General features: G+C 39.4%; 20 protein-coding genes. 19 read left to right on the plus strand and 1 reads right to left on the minus strand.

The features are described from left to right. The first annotated feature begins 104 nt into the window (after positions 1 to 104). The 9 genes from def to CSE16_RS04215 are packed head-to-tail and all read left to right on the plus strand — an operon-like array spanning position 105 to position 8,965. On the plus strand, positions 105 to 596 hold the full coding sequence (gene def / locus CSE16_RS04175; RefSeq protein ID WP_099422729.1) for a peptide deformylase: 492 nt from the start codon (positions 105 to 107) through the stop codon (positions 594 to 596). A 3-nt stretch (positions 597 to 599) separates the two neighbouring features. Then, the gene (gene fmt, locus CSE16_RS04180; RefSeq protein ID WP_099422730.1) at positions 600 to 1,541 is read left to right on the plus strand and encodes a methionyl-tRNA formyltransferase; all 942 of its coding nucleotides are present in this window, start codon (positions 600 to 602) and stop codon (positions 1,539 to 1,541) included. Continuing rightward, positions 1,538 to 2,899, plus strand: a complete 1,362-nt coding sequence (gene rsmB / locus CSE16_RS04185) for a 16S rRNA (cytosine(967)-C(5))-methyltransferase RsmB (protein WP_099422731.1) — start codon at positions 1,538 to 1,540, stop codon at positions 2,897 to 2,899. The genes fmt and rsmB overlap by 4 nt, the downstream gene beginning before the upstream one ends. Positions 2,900 to 2,902: 3 nt before the next feature. Next, complete coding sequence (gene rlmN, locus CSE16_RS04190; RefSeq protein ID WP_157764747.1) at positions 2,903 to 4,051, plus strand: dual-specificity RNA methyltransferase RlmN; 1,149 nt, start codon at positions 2,903 to 2,905, stop codon at positions 4,049 to 4,051. 9 nt (positions 4,052 to 4,060) lie between these two features. Further along, positions 4,061 to 4,807, plus strand: a complete 747-nt coding sequence (locus CSE16_RS04195; RefSeq protein WP_099422732.1) for a Stp1/IreP family PP2C-type Ser/Thr phosphatase — start codon at positions 4,061 to 4,063, stop codon at positions 4,805 to 4,807. Positions 4,808 to 4,809: 2 nt separating this feature from the next. Beyond that, positions 4,810 to 6,777, plus strand: a complete 1,968-nt coding sequence (gene pknB, locus CSE16_RS04200; protein ID WP_099422733.1) for a Stk1 family PASTA domain-containing Ser/Thr kinase — start codon at positions 4,810 to 4,812, stop codon at positions 6,775 to 6,777. Positions 6,778 to 6,788: 11 nt separating this feature from the next. After that, on the plus strand, positions 6,789 to 7,670 hold the full coding sequence (rsgA, locus tag CSE16_RS04205) for a ribosome small subunit-dependent GTPase A (RefSeq protein WP_099422734.1): 882 nt from the start codon (positions 6,789 to 6,791) through the stop codon (positions 7,668 to 7,670). Positions 7,671 to 7,673: 3 nt separating this feature from the next. After that, complete coding sequence (gene rpe, locus CSE16_RS04210; RefSeq protein ID WP_099422735.1) at positions 7,674 to 8,339, plus strand: ribulose-phosphate 3-epimerase; 666 nt, start codon at positions 7,674 to 7,676, stop codon at positions 8,337 to 8,339. Next, positions 8,336 to 8,965: a thiamine diphosphokinase gene (locus CSE16_RS04215; protein ID WP_099422736.1), complete on the plus strand. Its 630-nt coding sequence runs from the start codon at positions 8,336 to 8,338 to the stop codon at positions 8,963 to 8,965. Before rpe ends, CSE16_RS04215 begins: the two co-directional genes overlap by 4 nt. Positions 8,966 to 9,389: 424 nt before the next feature. Here the strand turns inward: CSE16_RS04215 and rpmB are convergent, their stop codons facing one another. Further along, the gene (gene rpmB, locus CSE16_RS04225) at positions 9,390 to 9,578 is read right to left on the minus strand and encodes a 50S ribosomal protein L28 (RefSeq protein WP_057985888.1); all 189 of its coding nucleotides are present in this window, start codon (positions 9,576 to 9,578) and stop codon (positions 9,390 to 9,392) included. A gap of 431 nt (positions 9,579 to 10,009) precedes the next feature. On the opposite strand from rpmB, the gene CSE16_RS04230 reads away from it, so the two are divergent. The 10 genes from CSE16_RS04230 (at position 10,010) to recG (ending at position 20,041) form a co-directional block, all read left to right on the plus strand. After that, complete coding sequence (locus CSE16_RS04230) at positions 10,010 to 10,372, plus strand: Asp23/Gls24 family envelope stress response protein (protein WP_099422737.1); 363 nt, start codon at positions 10,010 to 10,012, stop codon at positions 10,370 to 10,372. Positions 10,373 to 10,390: 18 nt separating this feature from the next. Then, the gene (locus tag CSE16_RS04235) at positions 10,391 to 12,037 is read left to right on the plus strand and encodes a DAK2 domain-containing protein (RefSeq protein ID WP_099422738.1); all 1,647 of its coding nucleotides are present in this window, start codon (positions 10,391 to 10,393) and stop codon (positions 12,035 to 12,037) included. Positions 12,038 to 12,238: 201 nt separating this feature from the next. Continuing rightward, entirely contained in the window at positions 12,239 to 12,901 is a 663-nt protein-coding gene (gene sdaAB / locus CSE16_RS04240) for an L-serine ammonia-lyase, iron-sulfur-dependent subunit beta (RefSeq protein ID WP_099422739.1), read from the plus strand. Positions 12,902 to 12,913: 12 nt separating this feature from the next. Then, the gene (gene sdaAA / locus CSE16_RS04245; RefSeq protein WP_099422740.1) at positions 12,914 to 13,834 is read left to right on the plus strand and encodes an L-serine ammonia-lyase, iron-sulfur-dependent, subunit alpha; all 921 of its coding nucleotides are present in this window, start codon (positions 12,914 to 12,916) and stop codon (positions 13,832 to 13,834) included. A gap of 225 nt (positions 13,835 to 14,059) precedes the next feature. After that, positions 14,060 to 14,725: a nitrous oxide reductase accessory protein NosL gene (locus CSE16_RS04250; RefSeq protein ID WP_099422741.1), complete on the plus strand. Its 666-nt coding sequence runs from the start codon at positions 14,060 to 14,062 to the stop codon at positions 14,723 to 14,725. Further along, positions 14,718 to 15,971: a right-handed parallel beta-helix repeat-containing protein gene (locus CSE16_RS04255; protein ID WP_157764748.1), complete on the plus strand. Its 1,254-nt coding sequence runs from the start codon at positions 14,718 to 14,720 to the stop codon at positions 15,969 to 15,971. The genes CSE16_RS04250 and CSE16_RS04255 overlap by 8 nt, the downstream gene beginning before the upstream one ends. Beyond that, on the plus strand, positions 15,968 to 16,426 hold the full coding sequence (locus CSE16_RS04260) for a nitrous oxide reductase accessory protein NosL (RefSeq protein ID WP_099422743.1): 459 nt from the start codon (positions 15,968 to 15,970) through the stop codon (positions 16,424 to 16,426). Before CSE16_RS04255 ends, CSE16_RS04260 begins: the two co-directional genes overlap by 4 nt. Continuing rightward, entirely contained in the window at positions 16,423 to 17,223 is an 801-nt protein-coding gene (locus tag CSE16_RS04265; RefSeq protein WP_253896163.1) for an ABC transporter permease, read from the plus strand. The genes CSE16_RS04260 and CSE16_RS04265 overlap by 4 nt, the downstream gene beginning before the upstream one ends. Beyond that, positions 17,220 to 17,903 (plus strand): ABC transporter ATP-binding protein, encoded by a 684-nt coding sequence (locus CSE16_RS04270; RefSeq protein ID WP_099422745.1) that lies wholly within the window; start codon positions 17,220 to 17,222, stop codon positions 17,901 to 17,903. The genes CSE16_RS04265 and CSE16_RS04270 overlap by 4 nt, the downstream gene beginning before the upstream one ends. Before the next feature lie 74 nt (positions 17,904 to 17,977). Continuing rightward, positions 17,978 to 20,041 carry an ATP-dependent DNA helicase RecG gene (gene recG / locus CSE16_RS04275; RefSeq protein WP_172954351.1) on the plus strand — a complete coding sequence of 688 codons (2,064 nt, stop codon included), beginning with the start codon at positions 17,978 to 17,980 and terminating at the stop codon, positions 20,039 to 20,041. Positions 20,042 to 20,077 lie beyond the last annotated feature (36 nt).

Raw genomic sequence — 20,077 nt, forward strand, 5'->3', positions numbered from 1 at the left:
GGATGTCACAGATTTTTAGAGGATTTTTTCGAGTAAACTCGAAAAAAATCTGGACAAGAGTTAGCCGAGGCGTAATTGATATAATTAGAAAGAGGTATGCAAAAATGGCTATTAAAGAAGTAGTGAAAAATCCAGCGAAAATTTTATCGCAAAAAACAAAAGAAGTGGAAGTCATTAATGAAGAAATGATTCAGCTTTTAGATGATTTATATGAAACAATGGTTGAACATGATGGGGTAGGTATTGCTGCGCCACAAATAAATGTTGGCTTACGTGTCGCGATTGTCGAGCTAGGTGAAGATATTTTAGAGATGATCAACCCAATCGTCCTTGAAACACGGGGGGATGCTGAGGATGTAGAAGGTTGCTTAAGCTTCCCAGATTTATTTGGTATGGTAAAGCGCCCAACTTATGTGAAAATTGAAGCTTCTGACCGTGAAGGCCGTGTTTATGAGCTAGAAGCAGAAGATTTTGAAGCACGTTGTATATTACACGAAATTGACCATTTAGATGGTGTGTTATTTGATTCGAAAATGACACGTGTATTAACTGCAGCTGAGCTAGAGGAATTGTACGCGGACGAAGAGGAGGAATAATCGATGACAAAAATCATCTTTATGGGAACTCCTTCGTTTTCTGCGCCAATATTGCGCATGCTACATGAGGAAGGCTATGAGGTAGCAGCCGTTGTAACACAGCCAGACCGTCCTGTTGGGCGAAAAAAAGTATTAACGCCTCCTCCGGTAAAGGCAGAAGCGTTAGCTCTTGGATTATCTGTCATCCAGCCAGAAAAATTACGTGGTTCACAGGAATTACAAGAAATTCTAGCATTAAAGCCTGATTTAATTGTAACAGCGGCATTCGGTCAAATTTTACCGAAAGAATTGCTCGATGCACCAGAGCTTGGTTGCATTAATGTACACGCCTCGTTATTACCGCATTATCGTGGGGGTGCGCCAATCCACCAGGCGATTATAGACGGACAAGCGAAAACAGGTATTACCATAATGTATATGGCTGAAAAGTTAGATGCTGGCGATATTATTTCTCAGCGTGAAATTGCGATTGAAGATACGGATCATACAGGTGGCATGTTTGAAAAATTAAGTGATGTCGGTCGCGAACTATTAAAAGAAACATTGCCCGCTATTATTGCATGTACAAATGAGCGCATTGTGCAAAATGAAGATGAAGTGACATATGCACGGAATATTAGCCGTGAGCAAGAGTTAATGGATTGGAATAAAGAAGCACGTACATTATATAATCAAGTACGTGGGTTACACCCATGGCCAGTTGCCTACACAACTTTCGAAGGGTCAAACTTTAAAATTTGGTGGGCAAAGTTAGGAGAAACAGCGACAAATGCTACTCCGGGTGAAGTCATCAAAATTGCAAAGGATCATTTCGAAGTTGCAACAGGTGACGGCAATACATTAGCACTTTATGACGTGCAACCAGCTGGAAAAAAACGAATGACAGCAGAAGAGTTTTTACGTGGTACGGGCTCAAAATTACAGATCGGAGACCGCTTTGAATGAATAAAAAAAAGCCAGTAATTTGGGATGGTAATGTGCGTGATGCGGCATTAACGATTTTATTAACAGTCGATAAAAGTCAAGCATACAGCAATTTATTATTACACCAAACAATTGAAAAATATAAAATTGATGCAAAGGATCGTGGGCTGTTAACAGAGCTTACTTATGGAACTTTGCAGCATAAGCTAACATTAGATTATTACCTAGAGCCATTCATACGTGGGAAAGTAGATATTTGGGTACGTTGGTTACTGCGTATGTCGCTATATCAAATGCATTATTTAACACGGATTCCTGCACACGCAGCGGTTAATGAGGCCGTAGAAATTGCGAAGCGTCGCGGGCATCAAGGAATTGCCTCAATGGTCAATGGTATTTTACGCTCGATTTTACGCGAAGGCGTTCGCTCGACAGAGTTAATTTCAGATGATCATGAGCGTCTTGCCATTGAAACGAGTCATCCGCAGTGGCTTGTCGATCGCTGGGTGGAGAGCTATGGCTTTGATGTGACACGTGACATGCTACAGGAAAACAACATTGCACCGCTTCAAACCGTTCGTGTCAATACGACAAAGGCAACAGTAGAACAAGTGCTGACAACTTTAGAGCGTGAAGGTGTAAAGGCGCGTCGTAGTGAATATATATCAGAATGTATCCATCTTGAAAGTGGCCAAGCAGCTCGCACAGGAGCATTTCGTAATGGACTAATTACCATTCAAGATGAAAGCTCGATGATTCCTGCAACAGTTTTAAACCCACAGCCTGGTATGAAGGTGCTTGATATGTGTGCCGCACCAGGAGGGAAAACGACTCATTTAGCTGAAAAAATGCAAAATGAAGGGTTAATTTTAGCAACGGACTTACATCCGAAAAAATTAGATTTAATCGATGAAAATACAACGCGCTTAGGGCTTGATATTATTCAAACAGCACCACTAGATGGGCGTAAGGCGGCGGGCATCCTTCCAGCAGAAAGCTATGATGCGATTCTTGTAGATGCGCCGTGCTCAGGGCTAGGTGTTATGCGTCGTAAGCCAGATATTAAATATACAAAGCGTGAGGAAGATTTAGAAAGCCTACAATCGATTCAACTTGCGATTTTAGAAAATGCAGTCCAATTATTAAAAACGGATGGTCGATTAGTGTATTCTACTTGTACAGTGGATCGTCGCGAAAATGAAGGTACGGTAAATGCCTTTTTAGCTGCACACCCAGAAATGGAAGCGGTACGTTTAGAAAATTTACCAGCACAACTAGAAGCGAAACAACAAGACGGGATGCTACAAGTATTCCCACAAGATATTGGTAGTGACGGATTTTTCGTTGCTGCATTCGTAAAAAAAGGAGCGTCCAATTAACTAATGGAGCAAGAACAATTAAAACAATTTGATGAGCGTATTAAGGATTTGGTAGAAGAAACAGCAGCAACACCAGCACGTCGCGAAAAAAAGGAAAAGCCACAATTGAAGCCTTCTATATACTCGCTTCGTCTAGATGAATTAAAAGATTGGTTAGTAGAGAATGGTGAAAAAGCATTCCGAGCGGGCCAAATTTATGAATGGCTTTATGAAAAACGCGTAAAAAACTATGAGGAAATGTCAAATTTATCTAAAGGTTTACGTGAAAAACTAGCACAACAATTTACTTTAACAACGCTTTCAACGATTATTAAACAAGAATCTAAAGACGGTACAATTAAGTTTTTATTCCAATTACAAGATGGCTATTCAATTGAAACCGTATTAATGCGCCATGAGTACGGAAATTCAATTTGTGTCACAACACAAGTAGGATGTCGTATCGGCTGTACATTCTGTGCCTCAACATTAGGCGGACTAAAACGTCACTTAATGGCAGGCGAAATTGTGGAGCAAGTTGTAAAAGTACAGCAACAGCTTGATGAAACAGATGAGCGTGTATCAAGCATTGTTATTATGGGAATTGGTGAACCATTCGACAACTATGATGCGATGATGAGTTTCTTAAAAATCATGAATGATGATAAAGGTTTAAACATCGGAGCACGTCATATTACCGTTTCTACTTCTGGTATAGTGCCGAAGATTTATGAATTTGCGGATGAAGGCATGCAAATTAACTTTGCTGTTTCATTGCACGCGCCAAACCAAGAAGCGCGTCAAAAATTAATGCCAATTGCACGTGCTTATAAGCTAGAGGCGTTAATGGAGGCTGTACAATACTACACGAAAAAAACAGGACGTCGTGTAACGTTTGAATACGGTTTAATGTCAGGTGAAAATGATACGGAAGAAGTAGCATTAGAGCTTGCTGCACTAATTAAAAATATTAAATGTCATGTTAACTTAATTCCAATTAACTACGTGCCAGAACGCGATTATATTCGTACATCACGTAGCAAAATTTTTGCATTTGAAAAAACGTTAAAAGAAAAAGGTATTAACGTAACGATTCGTCGTGAGCAAGGTGCAGATATTGCAGCAGCTTGTGGCCAATTGCGTGCGCAAGAAAGATCACAAGAAACAAAGTAGGTGGACTTTATGAACTTTACAGTGAAAAGTGATATTGGATTAAAGCGAACGATAAATGAAGATCGGGCGGCGTTTTTTGAACGCCCCGATCATTATAAGCTTGCAATTTTAGCAGATGGCATGGGTGGACATAACGCAGGTGATGTAGCGAGTGAAATGGCTATAAATGAAATGCAGCATTTATTTTTGAATATTGATGCACAACAATTTGCAACTAAGGAATCTCAAACGGAATGGCTTCGGGATGCCGTTTCCCATATTAATCATAAAATTTATCAATATTCTTTATCGCATGAAGGCTGTAAAGGGATGGGGACAACACTCATTGCCGTACTGCTTGATCAAAATCATTGCATTATTAGCCATGTTGGAGATAGTCGTACGTACTTATTTACAAATAACGAAGTGAAATTAATTACACGAGATCATTCATACGTAAATATTTTAGTGGAAAATGGGGAAATTAGTGAAGAAGAAGCACAGCATCATCCACAGCGTAATTTTATTTTGAAGGCGCTTGGCACGGAATCGCATATTGAACCAGATTTTTATGAAATTGACTTACAGGATGAAGGGTATTTACTCATTTGTTCAGATGGTTTAAGCAATAAATTATCTACCTTTGAAATGGCTGCGATCATTACACTACCCGTAACGCTTCAAGAAAAAGGTCGAAAACTTGTCCAGCTTGCGAATGATAGCGGCGGAGAAGATAATATTTCCCTCGTATTAATTACAACTAAAGAGGAGGTGTAGGAATGCTTGTAGGTAAGCATATAAGTAGTCGCTATAAAATATTGCAATTAATCGGCGGCGGTGGCATGTCCAACGTTTATTTGGCGCATGACATTATTTTAAATCGCGATGTAGCCATTAAAATTTTACGCTATGATTTTTCGAATGAGGAAGAATTGCACCGACGTTTTCAGCGGGAGGCATTGTCTGCAACCAGTCTTACACATCCGAATATTGTAAGTATTTATGATGTTGGTGAAGATGGCGATATGCACTACATTGTAATGGAGTACATTAAAGGGAAAACATTAAAGCAATACATACAAGAGTTTTCACCATTATCTCCAGCGCGCAGTGTCCATATTATGAAACAATTAACATCCGCAATGTCTCAAGCGCATGAAAATGGCATCATCCACCGAGATATTAAGCCGCAAAATATTTTAATGGATGAAGAAGGCAATGTTAAAATTACAGATTTCGGAATTGCTACATCTTTAGGTGCAACATCGTATACACAAACAAATTCTGTACTCGGAACGGTTCATTATTTATCTCCTGAGCAGGCGCGCGGTGGCATTGCTTCAATGAAGTCGGATATTTATGCACTTGGTATTGTATTGTATGAATTATTAACGGGAGAATTACCGTTTTCCGGAGAATCTGCAGTGTCGATTGCATTAAAGCATTTACAATCAGAAACACCATCTGTTCGTGATTTTGACGCATCGATTCCACAAAGTATTGAAAATATTGTGCTTAAGGCAACGGCAAAGGATATGCGTCATCGCTATGCATCGACGGAAGAAATGGAAGCGGATCTAGATACATGCTTAACGATGAAACGCAAAGATGAACAAAAATTCATGACGCCACTTGATAATGAAGCAACAAAATTAATTCCGATTATTAAAGATCCAAAACCAGTGCAACCAGCAATACCAAAGCATAGTGAGCCAACTGTAAAATCCGAACCTACAAAAGCGGATTCCGTTAGTAAGCAGCAAAAGAAAAAGAAAAAATGGCCGATTTACGCAGGCATATTTGCGGCGCTCGTTGTCATTGGCATTGTATTAGCCTTTATGCTAACGCCGAATAAGATTGAGGTACCAGATGTTAGGAATATGCCGATTTCAGAGGCAATTCAAACGCTCGAGAGTAAAGGTTTTGTTATTGGCGAACAGGAACAACGTAATTCGGAGGAAATTGAAGTAGATTCCGTTATGGAAATGGACCCAGGAGCGAATTCGATGCAAGTAAAAGGGACGGAAATTAATTTAGTTGTCAGTATCGGCGAAGAAACACTGGTGATGGAAAATTATTTGGATTTGCAAGGCGAACAAGTGCAGTCAATGCTTTTGGGACAAGATAATTTTAAAAGTGTCACAATTGTTGAAGCGTATTCAGACAAACTAGTCGGAACAATTACTGACCAATCCCCACCAGCTGATGAAGAAATTATCGCAAAAGATACAGATGTTGTATTGACTGTAAGTAAAGGACCGGAGCCAGTTTCTCTCATTAGTTTACATGGTTACAATGAAGCGAATCGTAAAGCATACGAAAGAAGCTCAGGTTTTAAAATCCATGTTACAGGAAAAGAACATTCATCGACAGTGCCAGAGGGTGAAGTAATGCGACAAACGCCTTCTGCGGGAACGAAGCTTAAAGTTGGGGATACGGTTAACGTCGTAATTTCTAAAGGACCAGAAGCGAAGGAAGAAAGAGTTTATCGCCATGAAATAACGATTCCATATGAACCAGTATTTGAAGATGGGATCGAACAATTAGTCGAACACACAGTAGTTATTTATATACAGGATAAGACGCGTACATTGGCGGATCCAGCTGAAACGCTCACGATTACAGGACCAACACCTTATTCAATTGAATTAACAATTGTCGAAGGGGAAAAGGGCGCTTATCAAATTATGCGTGATAATATTGTCATTGAAAATAAAACAATTACGTACGAAAGTATTCCGCAGTAAGGGGAGATTGGATGGCGCGAGGCCAAATTCGAAAAGCATTAAGTGGTTTTTATTATATAGAGCAAGATGGAAAGCTGATTCAATGTCGGGCGCGTGGGATTTTCCGTAATCGCGGAGAATCCCCGTTAGTAGGAGACTTTGTAGAGTATTCTTACGATGGGGAATCGGATGGATCTGTCGATAAAATTTATGCGCGTAAAAATGAATTAGTGCGTCCACCAATTGCGAATATTGACCAAGCACTTTTAGTATTTTCAGCAAAAGAACCTGATTTTAATACAATTTTATTGGATCGTTTTTTAGTTGTTTTGGAATCGTTTCATGTGCAGCCCATTATCGTGCTGACAAAGTTAGATCTATTGGATGTTGAGGAAAAACAATCGCTTCAACAATACGTCAAAGATTATGAGGCAATGGGTTATGAAGTGATTTTAACTTTTAAAGATGATCCAGCATTATTGACGACATTAGGTCATTATTTAAAAGGAAAAACATCTGTTCTTGCCGGTCAATCAGGCGTCGGGAAGTCGACATTATTAAATACGCTAATCCCATCATTGGAACTTAAAACAGCGCATATTTCGAAAAGCTTAGGACGAGGCAAGCATACGACGCGACATGTGGAGTTAATTGATATTGGTGAAGGTTTGCTTGCCGACACTCCTGGTTTTAGTTCATTTGATTTTGATACAATTGAAAAAGAAGAACTGTCAGCATGTTTACCAGAATTCCAACGTATTAGTGAAAACTGCAAATTCCGAGGCTGTTTACATATTAAGGAGCCTAAATGTGCAGTGAAAGATGCAGTTGAATCTGGAGAAATTCGTTCCTATCGTTATGAACACTATCAACAGTTTTTACAAGAAATTATTGATCGAAAGCCGAGGTACTAAACTATGATTAAAATTGCACCATCCATTTTAGCAGCAGATTTTGCAAAATTAGGTGAAGAAGTAAAAGAAGTTGAGGCAGCAGGTGCAGAGCTGATTCACATTGACGTAATGGACGGTCATTTTGTCCCAAATATTTCATTTGGTGCGATTGCGCTTGAAGCGATTCGTCCATTATCAACATTACCAATGGATGTTCATTTAATGATTGAAAATCCAGATCAATACATTGAGCAATTTGCAAAAGCAGGTGCCGATTATATTACGGTCCATGTAGAAGCGTGCCGTCATTTACATCGCACTATTCAGCTAATTCGTTCTTTTGGTGTGAAACCGGGCGTTGTGTTAAATCCGCATACGCCAATCGAAAGTATCCAACATGTATTAGAGGATATTGATATGGTGTTATTTATGACGGTGAACCCTGGATTTGGCGGGCAAAAATTCATCCATTCGGTCGTGCCGAAAGTGGCAGCTTTATCAGAAATAATTAAAGAGCGTAATTTAAATATTGAGATTGAAATCGATGGTGGGATTAACGCAGAAACTATTATTCCATGTGCCAAAGCAGGTGCTACTATTTTCGTAGCGGGCTCTGCTATTTATGGAAAAGAAGATCGCGCGCAAGCATTACAAGAAATTAAACAATCAGGATTGGACGCTATTAAGTGATTGTAGCGATTTGTGCAGGCGGCCCTATAAAAGAGGTCGCCTTTTCTTTAACACCCGATAAATGGATTGGTGTGGACCGTGGGGCTTTGCATTTGATTGAGCAAGGCATTCGACCGCATACTATTGTAGGTGATTTTGATTCGGTGACAGCAGATGAATTTGCGCGAATTTCAGAAGTTGTCGACCATGTAGAGAAGTTTCAAGCGATAAAGGATGAGACGGATACGGATTTAGCTTTACAACGAGCATTGCAATATGAACCGACTCAAATTTGGCTTACAGGTGTGACAGGTGGTCGACTGGATCATTACGAGGCCGCATTACGCTCCATTTATTCGCTTCAAAAACGATTCCCTTCAATCGTGTTTAAAATTATCAATGACCAAAATGAAATGTGTTTTTTATTGCCTGGAAAGCATTCTTTACATAAAACGGAATATCCGTTCGTATCCTTTTTTGCGTATGGGCAAACAATAAAAGAGGTGACGTTGCGAGGTGTCAAGTATGAAACGACGAATGAAGTTATTGAACAAGGAACATCCCGCTTCACAAGCAATGAAATCGAACAAGACGGGTATATATCATTCGCTGAAGGCATATGTTTAATGATAACAAGCAAAGATTAAAGGGGGAGCCTAGCTGAGAGTTTATACTTTTCAATTACCGAGATGGATTAGTGGTATGGCACGAGGATGCGTTAGACTATTTAGGAGAGATAAAAAGAATTAACTTGATTCAGCAGAATTCCTCCACTTCTATAAGTGGGGGATGAATGCCATGTGTGTCCTTATTTCAATGGGGATTCAAACCCGGCTGAATCAAGTCAATGCCCCGGCGGATGTCACAGATTTTTAGATGAGTTTTTCGAGTGCATTCGAAAAAAATCTGGACGCAATTACGCCGAGGCGTAATTGATTGACTTTCATCTAAATAAAGCTGGTTTAAGTTCATCTTAATGGTGAGCTTGGATCAGTTTTTTTTGTGTGAAAAAAGTAAGGTAATTTACACATAAAAAAAGAGCATCAGCAAATGCTGATACTCAGAACGCGATTAAACGCGCTCGATTTTACCTGATTTTAAAGCACGGGCAGAAACCCATACACGTTTAGGCTTACCGTCTACTAAAATGCGAACTTTTTGAAGGTTAGCACCCCAAGTACGCTTGGTTGCGTTCATAGCGTGTGAACGGTTGTTGCCTGTACGAGCTTTACGGCCAGTAATTACGCATTGTTTTGGCATTGTAAAATTCCTCCTTACAGCTGAATCTGAAAGCTACATTTCAGTTCGATATTTCACATACCATAATAATTTAACATACCTATCGAGTGAGTGCAAGACATTTTACGCAACCTTTCAAGAAAAAAACCTTTACACCTAAATCAGCTTGGAAAGTTTAGAAATTGACGGAAAAAGAGAAAGCGAAATTGATTAAATCGGCTTATTAATACATGTAGGACATAAAAAAAAGATAATAGTACAAATTAATAGAAATAGGATGTCTAGAATGAAGCTGAAATAATGGCAATAAAAAACAGATGCTTTATTCTTCACCATGTCGAAATTTGAAAAAATGATAACTTTCAACTAGACGTAAGTGAACGTTTTCTTTTATAATCGGCTTTTGTGTAGTACAATAGAGATTAGTCAAATAGAGCCAAGGGGGCATTATTATGTCAGTAGAATTGAATAACGAATTCGGCCATATTGATATTTCAAATGATGTGATTGCACAAATTGCTGGTGGAGCGGCAATCGAGTGTTATGGTATTGTAGGAATGGCGTCTAAACACCAAATTCGTGACGGATTAACAGATATTTTGCGTAAAGAAAACTTTGCAAAAGGTGTACTAATTCGCCAAGCGGGTGAAGACCTACATATTGATATGTATATCGTTGTAAGCTATGGTACAAAAATTTCTGAAATTGCATATCAAGTTCAATCAAAAGTAAAATATACAGTAAATAAAACATTAGGTATGAGCGTTAAATCGGTAAATATTTTTGTTCAAGGCGTTCGTGTTGCGAATGTGTAAGAGGAGGAAATGAATCGGATGAAGTCTTTAGACGGAATTAAATTTGCAGAAATGGTTCAAATGGGTGCACATCACCTTTACCAAAATGCAGGTTATGTAGATTCTCTAAATGTATTCCCTGTGCCAGACGGGGATACGGGGACAAATATGAATTTGTCTATGACATCTGGTGCAGATGAAACAGAACTACATGCAGGTGCTCATATCGGTAAAACAGCACAGGCATTATCAAAAGGCTTACTAATGGGGGCGCGCGGAAATTCAGGCGTAATTTTATCGCAATTATTCCGTGGTTTCGGTAAGGCGATTGAAAAAAATTCAGAGATCGACGCAAAAGGCTTAGCGAATGCATTCCAAGCAGGTGTCGATACGGCATATAAAGCGGTTATGAAGCCTGTTGAAGGTACGATTCTTACAGTTGCACGAGAAGCGGCAGCTAAAGGTGTCGAAGTTGCTGAAACTGAGGACAACCTAATTGCTGTTATGGAGGCATTTATTGAAGAAGCACGTGCATCACTAAATCGTACACCGGATTTATTGCCTGTTTTAAAAGAAGTTGGCGTAGTTGATAGTGGTGGACAAGGGTTGCTTTTCGTCTATGAAGGATTCCTCGCATCGATGAAGGGTGAGCCATTGCCTGCAAAAAATGAATCGTCTTTAGATGATTTAATTAATGCAGAACATCACCGAGTACAAGACTTTATGGATACTTCTGCGATTGAATTTGGTTATTGTACGGAAATTATGGTTCGTTTTGAAGCGGAAAAAGAACCGTTCGATGAAGAGCAATTCCGCCAAGAGCTAAATCCAATGGGTGATTCTTTGCTTGTTATTTCAGATGATGAAGTGGCAAAGGTACATATTCACTCTGAAACACCAGGTGCGGTGCTAGAAGCAGGGCAAAAATACGGTAGCTTAATTAAAATCAAAGTAGATAATATGCGTGAACAACATTCGGCGATTGTCAATGAAGCGCCAAAAACACCAGCTAAAGTAAAACAACAAAAGGTTCCATTTGCGATCGTAACAATTGCTATGGGTGAAGGCGTAGCAAATTTATTACGTTCAATTGGTGCATCTTATGTAATCGAAGGCGGCCAAACAATGAATCCTTCAACGGAAGACATTGTGAAGGCTGTTCAAGAAATTGGTGCTGAACGCGTACTTATTTTACCGAACAATAAAAATATTATTATGGCAGCAGAACAAGCAGCAGAGCTTTTAGAAATTGAAGCGGCTGTTGTTCCTACAAAAACAATTCCACAAGGGATGGCGGCAATTTTAGCTTTCAACCCAGAGGAGTCAGTTGCAAATAATAAAAATTACATGACAGAAGGATTTGCGCATGTAAAAACAGGTCAAGTAACATTTGCGGTTCGAGATACGTCGATTGACGGTGTAGAAATTCGTAAAGATGACTATATGGCTTTAGCAGAAGGGAAAATCATATTATCAACAACTGAAATGATGGACGCTGCTAAACAAGTACTTGATAATTTAATGGACGAAGATTCTGAAATCGTTACAATTATTTTTGGTGAAGATGCGACGGCTGAGCAAGCAGAACAATTGCAAAGCTTCATTGAAGAAAATTATGAAGATGCAGAAGTAGAACTTGTCGATGGTAAACAATCACTTTATCCATTTATTCTTTCAGTCGAATAACAAATCCGAAGCAGTGCATGCTTTTTATATGCACTGCTTTCGTTATTCATCTTCATATTTTTCAAACAATCGACTCGCATCTAGTAAATGTGAGTCGAATTTTACTTTAAATGATAGATTGGATAACAGGAAGTTTGTTTATTGTAGAAAAAATAGGTACAATACTAGTAATGTGTTACATGATATATAGGGGGTTATGCGATGAAGTTTACATCGGTTTTTGATATTATTGGTCCGGTTATGATTGGCCCCTCCTCTTCACATACAGCAGGGGCTGCTCGTATCGGGCGTGTCGCAAGGGATTTATTCGGACGTCAACCAAAATGGGTGAAGATTTATTTATATGGGTCCTTTGCTGAAACGTATCGCGGTCATGGGACGGATGTTGCCTTAATTGGAGGCTTATTAGATTATGATACGGATGATGAAAGAATTAAAACCGCTTTTCAAGAGGCACAGGCTGCTAACTTACAATTTGAATTTTTCCCGGAAACGGCCAATAAAGAGCATCCGAACACAGCCCGCCTTGTCATGGGAGATGACGAAAATGAAATGAGCGTTGAAGGCATTTCAATTGGCGGAGGAAAAATTGAAATTAGTGAAGTGAACGGCTTTAAATTGCGCTTAACGGGTGGAATGCCAGCCATTTTAGTTGTTCATGATGATCGCGCAGGATGCATCGCCAATGTCGCGAATTGCTTAGCAATGCACAATGTAAATATTGGGCATATGGAAGTGTCGCGTATTGAACGTGGGTTAACGGCATTAATGGTTATTGAAGTGGACCAAAACATAGATAAACGAATTATCGATCAAATTTCGTATATTCCACATATTACGAAGGTGTCGAAAATTAACAACTAAGGGGTGAACTGAATGGATGTATTATTTCATAGTGTGCGTGAGTTAGTAGAACGAGCTGAAAATGAAGGGAAACTTATTTCTGAAATTATGATTGAGCAAGAAATGTTAATAAGCGGGCGCACTCGTGAAGAAATTTTCTCGCAAATGGACCGCAATTTAGTTGTGATGGAAGAAGCGGTTGAGCGCGGTTTACGTGGTGTTCAATCTGTGACAGGATTAACGGGTGGCGATGCGGTATTAATTCAAAAATACATCGCAAGTGGCAAGTCATTAGCAGGCGATTTATTGTTAGATGCTGTTAGTAAGGCGGTTGCAACGAATGAAGTAAATGCAGCGATGGGGACAATTTGTGCGACACCAACTGCAGGTTCGGCAGGCGTCGTACCAGGGACATTGTTTGCTGTGAAAAATAAATTAAATCCAACGCGAGAGCAAATGGTCCGTTATTTATTCACGTCGGGTGCATTCGGCTTTGTTGTTGCGAATAATGCGTCGATTTCAGGTGCTGAAGGTGGCTGTCAGGCAGAAGTGGGAAGTGCTTCGGCAATGGCGGCGGCAGCAATTGTTGAAATGGCTGGAGGAACACCACAGCAATGTGCAGAAGGGTTTGCGATTACATTAAAAAATATGCTAGGTCTTGTATGTGATCCAGTTGCTGGACTTGTTGAAGTTCCTTGTGTGAAGCGCAATGCGATGGGGGCATCCAATTCACTCGTTGCGGCAGATATGGCACTTGCTGGAGTAACGAGTCGTATTCCGTGTGATGAAGTGATTGGTGCGATGTATCGTATCGGACAGGCAATGAGCCCCAATTTAAAAGAAACGGCTCGTGGCGGACTAGCGGCAACACCAACAGGTAAGGCTATTACTCATGCGATTTTTGATGGTGGGGACTTAAAGAGTCTATTAAAATCGCGCGCGGCGAATAATTAAATAAGTACAAAAACACGTAATCAATTTAATTGATGCGTGTTTTTTATTTTTCACAATAGTGAAATGAACTTCACAAATTACAACGATTTTTGTCAAACTATTTTCAATTGAATTTCACAATTATTCAGTAAACTAAAGTTATATAAATGTTCTACAAATGAGGAAAAATCAATGGAAGCTGATTTTCTGTGAGAACATTTAAATAGCTGAAACGAGGGATACATAGTGAGAAAATGGCTTGTGACAATTCCGCTGTTATTTACATTAGCAGCATGTGGAAACGATGAAAATGGGCAACAAAATGATGCTAACAGTGGGTCGAAAGTAAAAACAGAAGCAGTTGCTACACAGCAAGCACCGACGTATTTATCGTCTACGGAAGACTGGGAAGTAGATGAACGTTTACAAGAACCGACAGAGGAGTCTCTTTGTGAAATGTGTAATATGAAAGTGTATACACGCGAGCATGAAATGGGTGTGTTCTCTGCACAGGCGATAAAAGCCGATGGAACGACAGCATTTTATGATGATATCGGTTGCTTAGTCAATGCCGAATTAAAATTTAAAGAGCAAAATGAAAAATATGTAAGAGACTATATTTCGTTAAACTGGCTAAATGTTGAAGAAGCAACTATTGTCAAAACTGAATTAAAATCTCCGATGAACTGGGGTTATATTTTCTTTAAATTTGAAGAAGATGCAAAAACATATATTGCACAAAATCCAGCGGCGCATGTGGAGCAATTAGCAACAATACAAGCGACTGCAAAAGAACGTATGATGAAAAAAATGAAGGAAAAAGAGGCAGAAGGAAAAGGTCCTGAGGAGATGGATGTTGAAGATCACGAAGGACATATGGAAACAGAAGATGGAGAAGATGTACATGAGTAATAGTGAAAAGGGCGTGTTTTTTGCCCTTTTTTTCCTGTTGCTTGTATTTTTAGAGAATGATACAGCGGCAGCTAGCTCAGTGCAACAGCAAATTGATTCATTGAAGCCGGGTGAAGAACTATTGCTGAATGATGTTGTAATTAAGGAATCGCTCACTCTTACAAAGCCGATAATCATCCGTGCAAATAATGTAATAATAGAACAACCTTTAAAAATTGAATCCAACGATGTTCGAATTGAAGGGATTCATTTTCAAGGTGAGCAAGGTATTCTTATGAAAAATGTAAAAAATATTTCTATTTTCAATGCTTCGTTTGCGTCGAGTGAAGAAGGAGTTTATATTGTAAACTCACAAAATATTACACTCGAACAAATTGAACTAACAGGCATTCCGAGCGATTTAGCTAAACGCAAGCACGGTATAACGGTTTTACGCTCTGAAACTATTTTAATTGATGATGCCAAATTAACGGGAACGCTTGATAGCATTTATGTAGAGGAGAGCAAGCAAGTTCGTATCCTCAATAGCCAATTACGTGATGGGCGATACGGTGTCCATAGTATGTATAGTGAGGATATTATCGTAGAAAGCAGTAATATTTCCGAGTATACAACTGGGATTATGGTGATGATGTCCAAAAATATTATGCTCAAGGATAATTTGGTCGCTCATCAGCAATCCGTTCATGGGACAGCATTGACGATTTATGACAGTAAATTGGCAACGATTCAAGAAAATGAATTACGTGAAAATAAAACGGCCATTCAGCTGCAAAAGGCGTCCGATATCGATATGTTGGGAAATGAACTCGTCATGAATGTTATTGCTATTAGTGGGATGGACGTTTGGGACAGCGTTTTTTCAAACAATCGTTTACGAATGAATGTATTAACAACAGCAAGTTCGATTGATGGATTAATATTGTCGCAAAATGCTTACGATGACTATGGTGGCTATGATTTAGATGGGGATCATATTGGGGATGCTCCTTATATTGCAACGTCTACATTTGGTCAATGGGTGTTAAAAAGACCGAACTATCAATATTTTTTAGGTAGCAGCAGCGTGCAATTATTAACAACATTAGATGCACTTTTATTGCTCTCCTCACAAAATGTACTGCTTGATGAAAGACCGAAATTAGTTAACAACGCATCGATCGAAATGGATTTTAGGTGGCCTTATTTCGTAGTGAGTTTATTAATTTTAGGGTTACTAATTACAGGATGGAGGAAGCTACTATGAAACGTAAACTAATTTTATTATTTTTGATGACGCTTGTATTAGCGGGCTGTGGCAATGCAGATTTAACCGCGCGTGAAATTCATTTGGAAACGGATATTTGTGAAATATGCAATATGGCGATTTCCCATCCAGATTATGCAGCACAAGCAATTTTTAAAAATAACGACTATCAAGTTTTTGATGATTTAGGTTGCTTAATCGATTTTTTAAAAGGTGAATCGGCAAAGGAAGTCGTGATTGCCTATATTTATTCAGAGGATACAGGACAATGGATTGATGTGAAGGAAGCGTACTTCGTCTATAATGCCGATTATTGGACGCCAATGAATTATGGTGTGCTTGCATTTGAAAAGGAACAAGCTTTGACCGACTATGTACAGGAAAATGGCGATGGACAATTGTTAAGCTATGAAGCATTATTGACGGACTTTAAATGGGGAGTGCATACGCATTGATACTTTCAGAATTAAAACAGCTTGTTCGTAGTAAATGGCTGTATATTGTCCTCGCTTTATTTTTATTATTATTTGTGTCCATTATGCTGTTGCAGCAGTTAAATGCTGGGGAGCAAATGGTATTTGATCGCTACAATGCCTCTTTGGTGAATGTTTTATTATTTTTACTGCCATTATTCATTTTAACGATCGGTGCAATGGGAGTCGCACAAGATACGGAATCCGGGTGGTATCGCTTACTACGAACGTATCCGCTATCTATTGGCCGATATGTCTTTTCGAAATTCATTGCACTCATCGTCTTGTTTTTACTTATTTTAGGAACAACAGAAACGATTGTTCTATTATTGGGAAGCTTCTTAGGGGGCATTTCCATTCATCCGACATTTTTACTTCTCGCGTTATTGCTTGTGCTCATTGTAAGTGCATTAAGTATTTGGATTGGTACATTCGCACGTCATCGGCTTCATGCCCTCGGCTTAAGCTTGGGGATATGGGGGTTCTTTTCGCTACTAAGTAATTATATTGTCATGGCTCTAGGGACGATTTTACCGAATTATGTGATTGAAAAGCTTTTATACGTCCATTTACATAGTAATCCATTTGAATGGCTACGTTTTTTATTTTTATTAATGATTAACCAAACAGGGGTTTTAGGGAAATCATTTTATAGCTTAACGCAATTTTACACATCAGCATTAGGAATCACAGTTGCTATTATTTTGACATTAATTTGGATGATTTCACCACTTCTGCTTGCTGTATGGCAATTGAAATGGAAGGAGAAGCGTTCATGATTGAATTAATAAATTTATCGAAGCGTTATAAGGGCTACCGCGGACTCGGGCCAATTAATTACAAGATAAAGCCAGGGAAAATTACGGCACTTGTCGGTGAAAACGGGGCGGGAAAAAGTACGCTCATCAAATTATTAATGCGTCAAATTCAACCTGAAGACGGTACGATTACCGGCATAGACTCCCATCGTATTCGTTTTATGCCCGATGATTTAGAGTTTCCAACAACATTGAAGATTAATGAAATAATGAAGCTATTAGGTCAGCTGAAAAAATGTTCGGATGCTGAGCAACAACGCATATTACACCTTGTCGGATTGGAACGCGCTACAAATGATGTTGTACGAAACTTATCGAAAGGAATGCGTCAGCGATTAAATTGGGCTCAAAGCATGTTAGGGGAAAGTGATTTATATATTTTAGATGAGCCGACAAACGGGTTGGATCCGTATTGGATTTCCAAACTAAAAAAACAATTATTACAGGAAAAAGAGCAAGGTCAAACGATTTTATTTTCGACGCATTTATTAGCAACAGTTGATGAAATAGCGGATGAAGTGCTAATGATTCAAAATGGGGAAGCTATTTTAGCTGGATCTGTACAGCAGGTAAAGGCGCAGTATGGCGTGACAAATTTAGAGCAGCTATGGCTCATGCTACGCAAAGATAATGAAGGATAAAGTGAAGGGGCGTATTTGATAACAATAAACACGAACATGTGCGCCTATTTTGTGCTATGCTATGAAAATAAAGTATGCGTAGAAGGAGGTGGCGGGAGTTGATACATGAACCAGTATCGAGTTTAAAAGGAGTCGGTAAGGAAACTGCGGAAAATCTAGAGAAGCTGGGTATTCATACGATTGCTGATTTAATATGGACATTTCCTTATCGGCATGAAGATTTCCGTTTAAAAGATTTAGTGGAGACGCCCCATAATGAACGCGTTACGATTGAGGCGCGTGTTGAAAGTGCCCCTACAGCTTTATTTTTAGGGAAGAATAAATCGCGTTTACAATTTACCGCCCTTGCTGGGAGGCATTTAGTAAAGGTCGTATTTTTCAATCAAAATTATTTGCGTCAAAAATTAGCGCCAGGGATGGTCGTCACTGTTACAGGGAAATGGGACCGTGGGCGCCAAGTGATCGTTGGCTCCTCGGTATCCTTTGGACCTAAAACAGAGCAGGTCGATTTTGAACCGGTATATAGTTTAAAAGGGAATATTCAACAAAAACGTTTCCGTAAATATATGCGTCAAGCGCTGGATGTTGCTGCAGCTGAGCTCGCTGAATCTTTACCGTTAAAATTGCGAGAGGACTATCAATTGCTAGCCGTTCAAGAAGCGCTGGAGGGGGTTCACTTTCCAACAGATGCACAGCATTCAAAACAAGCTCGTCGTCGTTTCGTTTATGAGGAATTATTAGATTTTCAGTTGCGCATTCAAGCCTTACGAAAGGTGAATAAGGAAAACGAAAAAGGTATTTCTATTCACTATAATTTAATCAAGCTAAAGGAATTTATCGCGACATTGCCGTATGAATTGACTGGTGCGCAAAAACGGGTTGTCAATGAAATTTGTAAAGATTTATTGCTGCAACAGCGCATGAATCGTTTATTGCAAGGGGATGTAGGGTCAGGAAAAACGGTTGTTGCGGCACTTGGGTTATATGCAGCAGTCACAGCAGGCTTTCAAGGGGCACTTATGGCACCAACCGAAATTTTAGCTGAGCAGCATGCAGAAAGCTTACATACTTGGTTTGATCCAATCGGTGTAAAGGTTGCCTTGCTTTCAGGCTCTACAAAAGCAAAAGCGCGCCGTGAATTATTGGCACAATTAGCAAATGGTGAAATTGATATTCTCATCGGCACACATGCGTTAATTCAACCAGATGTTGTCTTTCATAAATTAGGTTTTGTTATTACGGATGAGCAGCACCGCTTTGGAGTCGAGCAACGTCGGGTTTTGCGTGAAAAGGGTGAAAATCCAGATGTGTTATTTATGACAGCAACACCAATTCCTCGAACACTTGCCATTACAGCATTTGGGGAAATGGACGTTTCAATTATTGATGAGTTGCCAGCTGGTCGAAAAGAAATTGAAACGCACTGGATGAAAAAAGAGCAAATGAATAGCGTGTTAATGCGTATGGCAAAGGAATTAGAAGCTGGACGACAAGCGTATGTCATAACACCGTTAATCGAGGAATCCGAAAAGCTGGATGTACAAAATGCAGTAGAGGCATATGAACATTTGCAAGCTTATTTTGGCAATAAATTTAAAGTAGGTTTAATGCATGGAAAACTACATTCAGATGAAAAAGATGCGGTTATGCGTGCGTTTAGTGATGGAACGATTCATGTGTTAGTATCCACAACGGTTGTAGAGGTAGGGGTGAATGTTCCGAATGCGACATTTATGACCATTTATGATGCCGAACGTTTTGGACTAGCACAGCTGCATCAGCTCCGAGGACGAGTAGGGCGTGGTGAACATCAATCGTATTGTGTGTTAATAGCGGATCCAAAAACGGATGAAGGAAAAGAACGAATGACGTCTATGACCGAGACTAATGACGGATTCCGGCTTGCTGAAAAGGATTTGGAATTACGTGGCTCGGGTGATTTTTTCGGGAAAAGACAAAGTGGCCTTCCAGAATTTAAATTAGCAGATCTCGTTCATGATTATCGTGCGCTTGAAATAGCAAGACAAGATGCGGCGCGTATGCTGTATGATGAAGATTTTTGGCAACAACCAGATTATGCTGTGTTAAGAGAAAAACTAGTCGATTCAGGTATTCTTGAAGGAGAACGAATCGATTAAGGGTGTTTAAAAAGTGAATTTTACGGTAAAATTAAA

This window comes from Solibacillus sp. R5-41 (assembly GCF_002736105.1).
Lineage (GTDB): Bacteria > Bacillota > Bacilli > Bacillales_A > Planococcaceae > Solibacillus.

What these genes read in the sequence shown, in the direction of transcription:
- def (WP_099422729.1), top strand. Translation starts at nt 105, where the DNA reads ATGGCTATTAAAGAAGTAGTGAAAAATCCAGCGAAAATTTTATCGCAA.
- fmt (WP_099422730.1), top strand. Translation starts at nt 600, where the DNA reads ATGACAAAAATCATCTTTATGGGAACTCCTTCGTTTTCTGCGCCAATA.
- rsmB (WP_099422731.1), top strand. Translation starts at nt 1,538, where the DNA reads ATGAATAAAAAAAAGCCAGTAATTTGGGATGGTAATGTGCGTGATGCG.
- rlmN (WP_157764747.1), top strand. Translation starts at nt 2,903, where the DNA reads ATGGAGCAAGAACAATTAAAACAATTTGATGAGCGTATTAAGGATTTG.
- CSE16_RS04195 (WP_099422732.1), top strand. Translation starts at nt 4,061, where the DNA reads ATGAACTTTACAGTGAAAAGTGATATTGGATTAAAGCGAACGATAAAT.
- pknB (WP_099422733.1), top strand. Translation starts at nt 4,810, where the DNA reads ATGCTTGTAGGTAAGCATATAAGTAGTCGCTATAAAATATTGCAATTA.
- rsgA (WP_099422734.1), top strand. Translation starts at nt 6,789, where the DNA reads ATGGCGCGAGGCCAAATTCGAAAAGCATTAAGTGGTTTTTATTATATA.
- rpe (WP_099422735.1), top strand. Translation starts at nt 7,674, where the DNA reads ATGATTAAAATTGCACCATCCATTTTAGCAGCAGATTTTGCAAAATTA.
- rpmB (WP_057985888.1), bottom strand. Translation starts at nt 9,578, where the DNA reads ATGCCAAAACAATGCGTAATTACTGGCCGTAAAGCTCGTACAGGCAAC.
- CSE16_RS04230 (WP_099422737.1), top strand. Translation starts at nt 10,010, where the DNA reads ATGTCAGTAGAATTGAATAACGAATTCGGCCATATTGATATTTCAAAT.
- CSE16_RS04235 (WP_099422738.1), top strand. Translation starts at nt 10,391, where the DNA reads ATGAAGTCTTTAGACGGAATTAAATTTGCAGAAATGGTTCAAATGGGT.
- sdaAB (WP_099422739.1), top strand. Translation starts at nt 12,239, where the DNA reads ATGAAGTTTACATCGGTTTTTGATATTATTGGTCCGGTTATGATTGGC.
- sdaAA (WP_099422740.1), top strand. Translation starts at nt 12,914, where the DNA reads ATGGATGTATTATTTCATAGTGTGCGTGAGTTAGTAGAACGAGCTGAA.
- CSE16_RS04255 (WP_157764748.1), top strand. Translation starts at nt 14,718, where the DNA reads ATGAGTAATAGTGAAAAGGGCGTGTTTTTTGCCCTTTTTTTCCTGTTG.
- CSE16_RS04260 (WP_099422743.1), top strand. Translation starts at nt 15,968, where the DNA reads ATGAAACGTAAACTAATTTTATTATTTTTGATGACGCTTGTATTAGCG.
- CSE16_RS04270 (WP_099422745.1), top strand. Translation starts at nt 17,220, where the DNA reads ATGATTGAATTAATAAATTTATCGAAGCGTTATAAGGGCTACCGCGGA.
- recG (WP_172954351.1), top strand. Translation starts at nt 17,978, where the DNA reads ATGCGTAGAAGGAGGTGGCGGGAGTTGATACATGAACCAGTATCGAGT.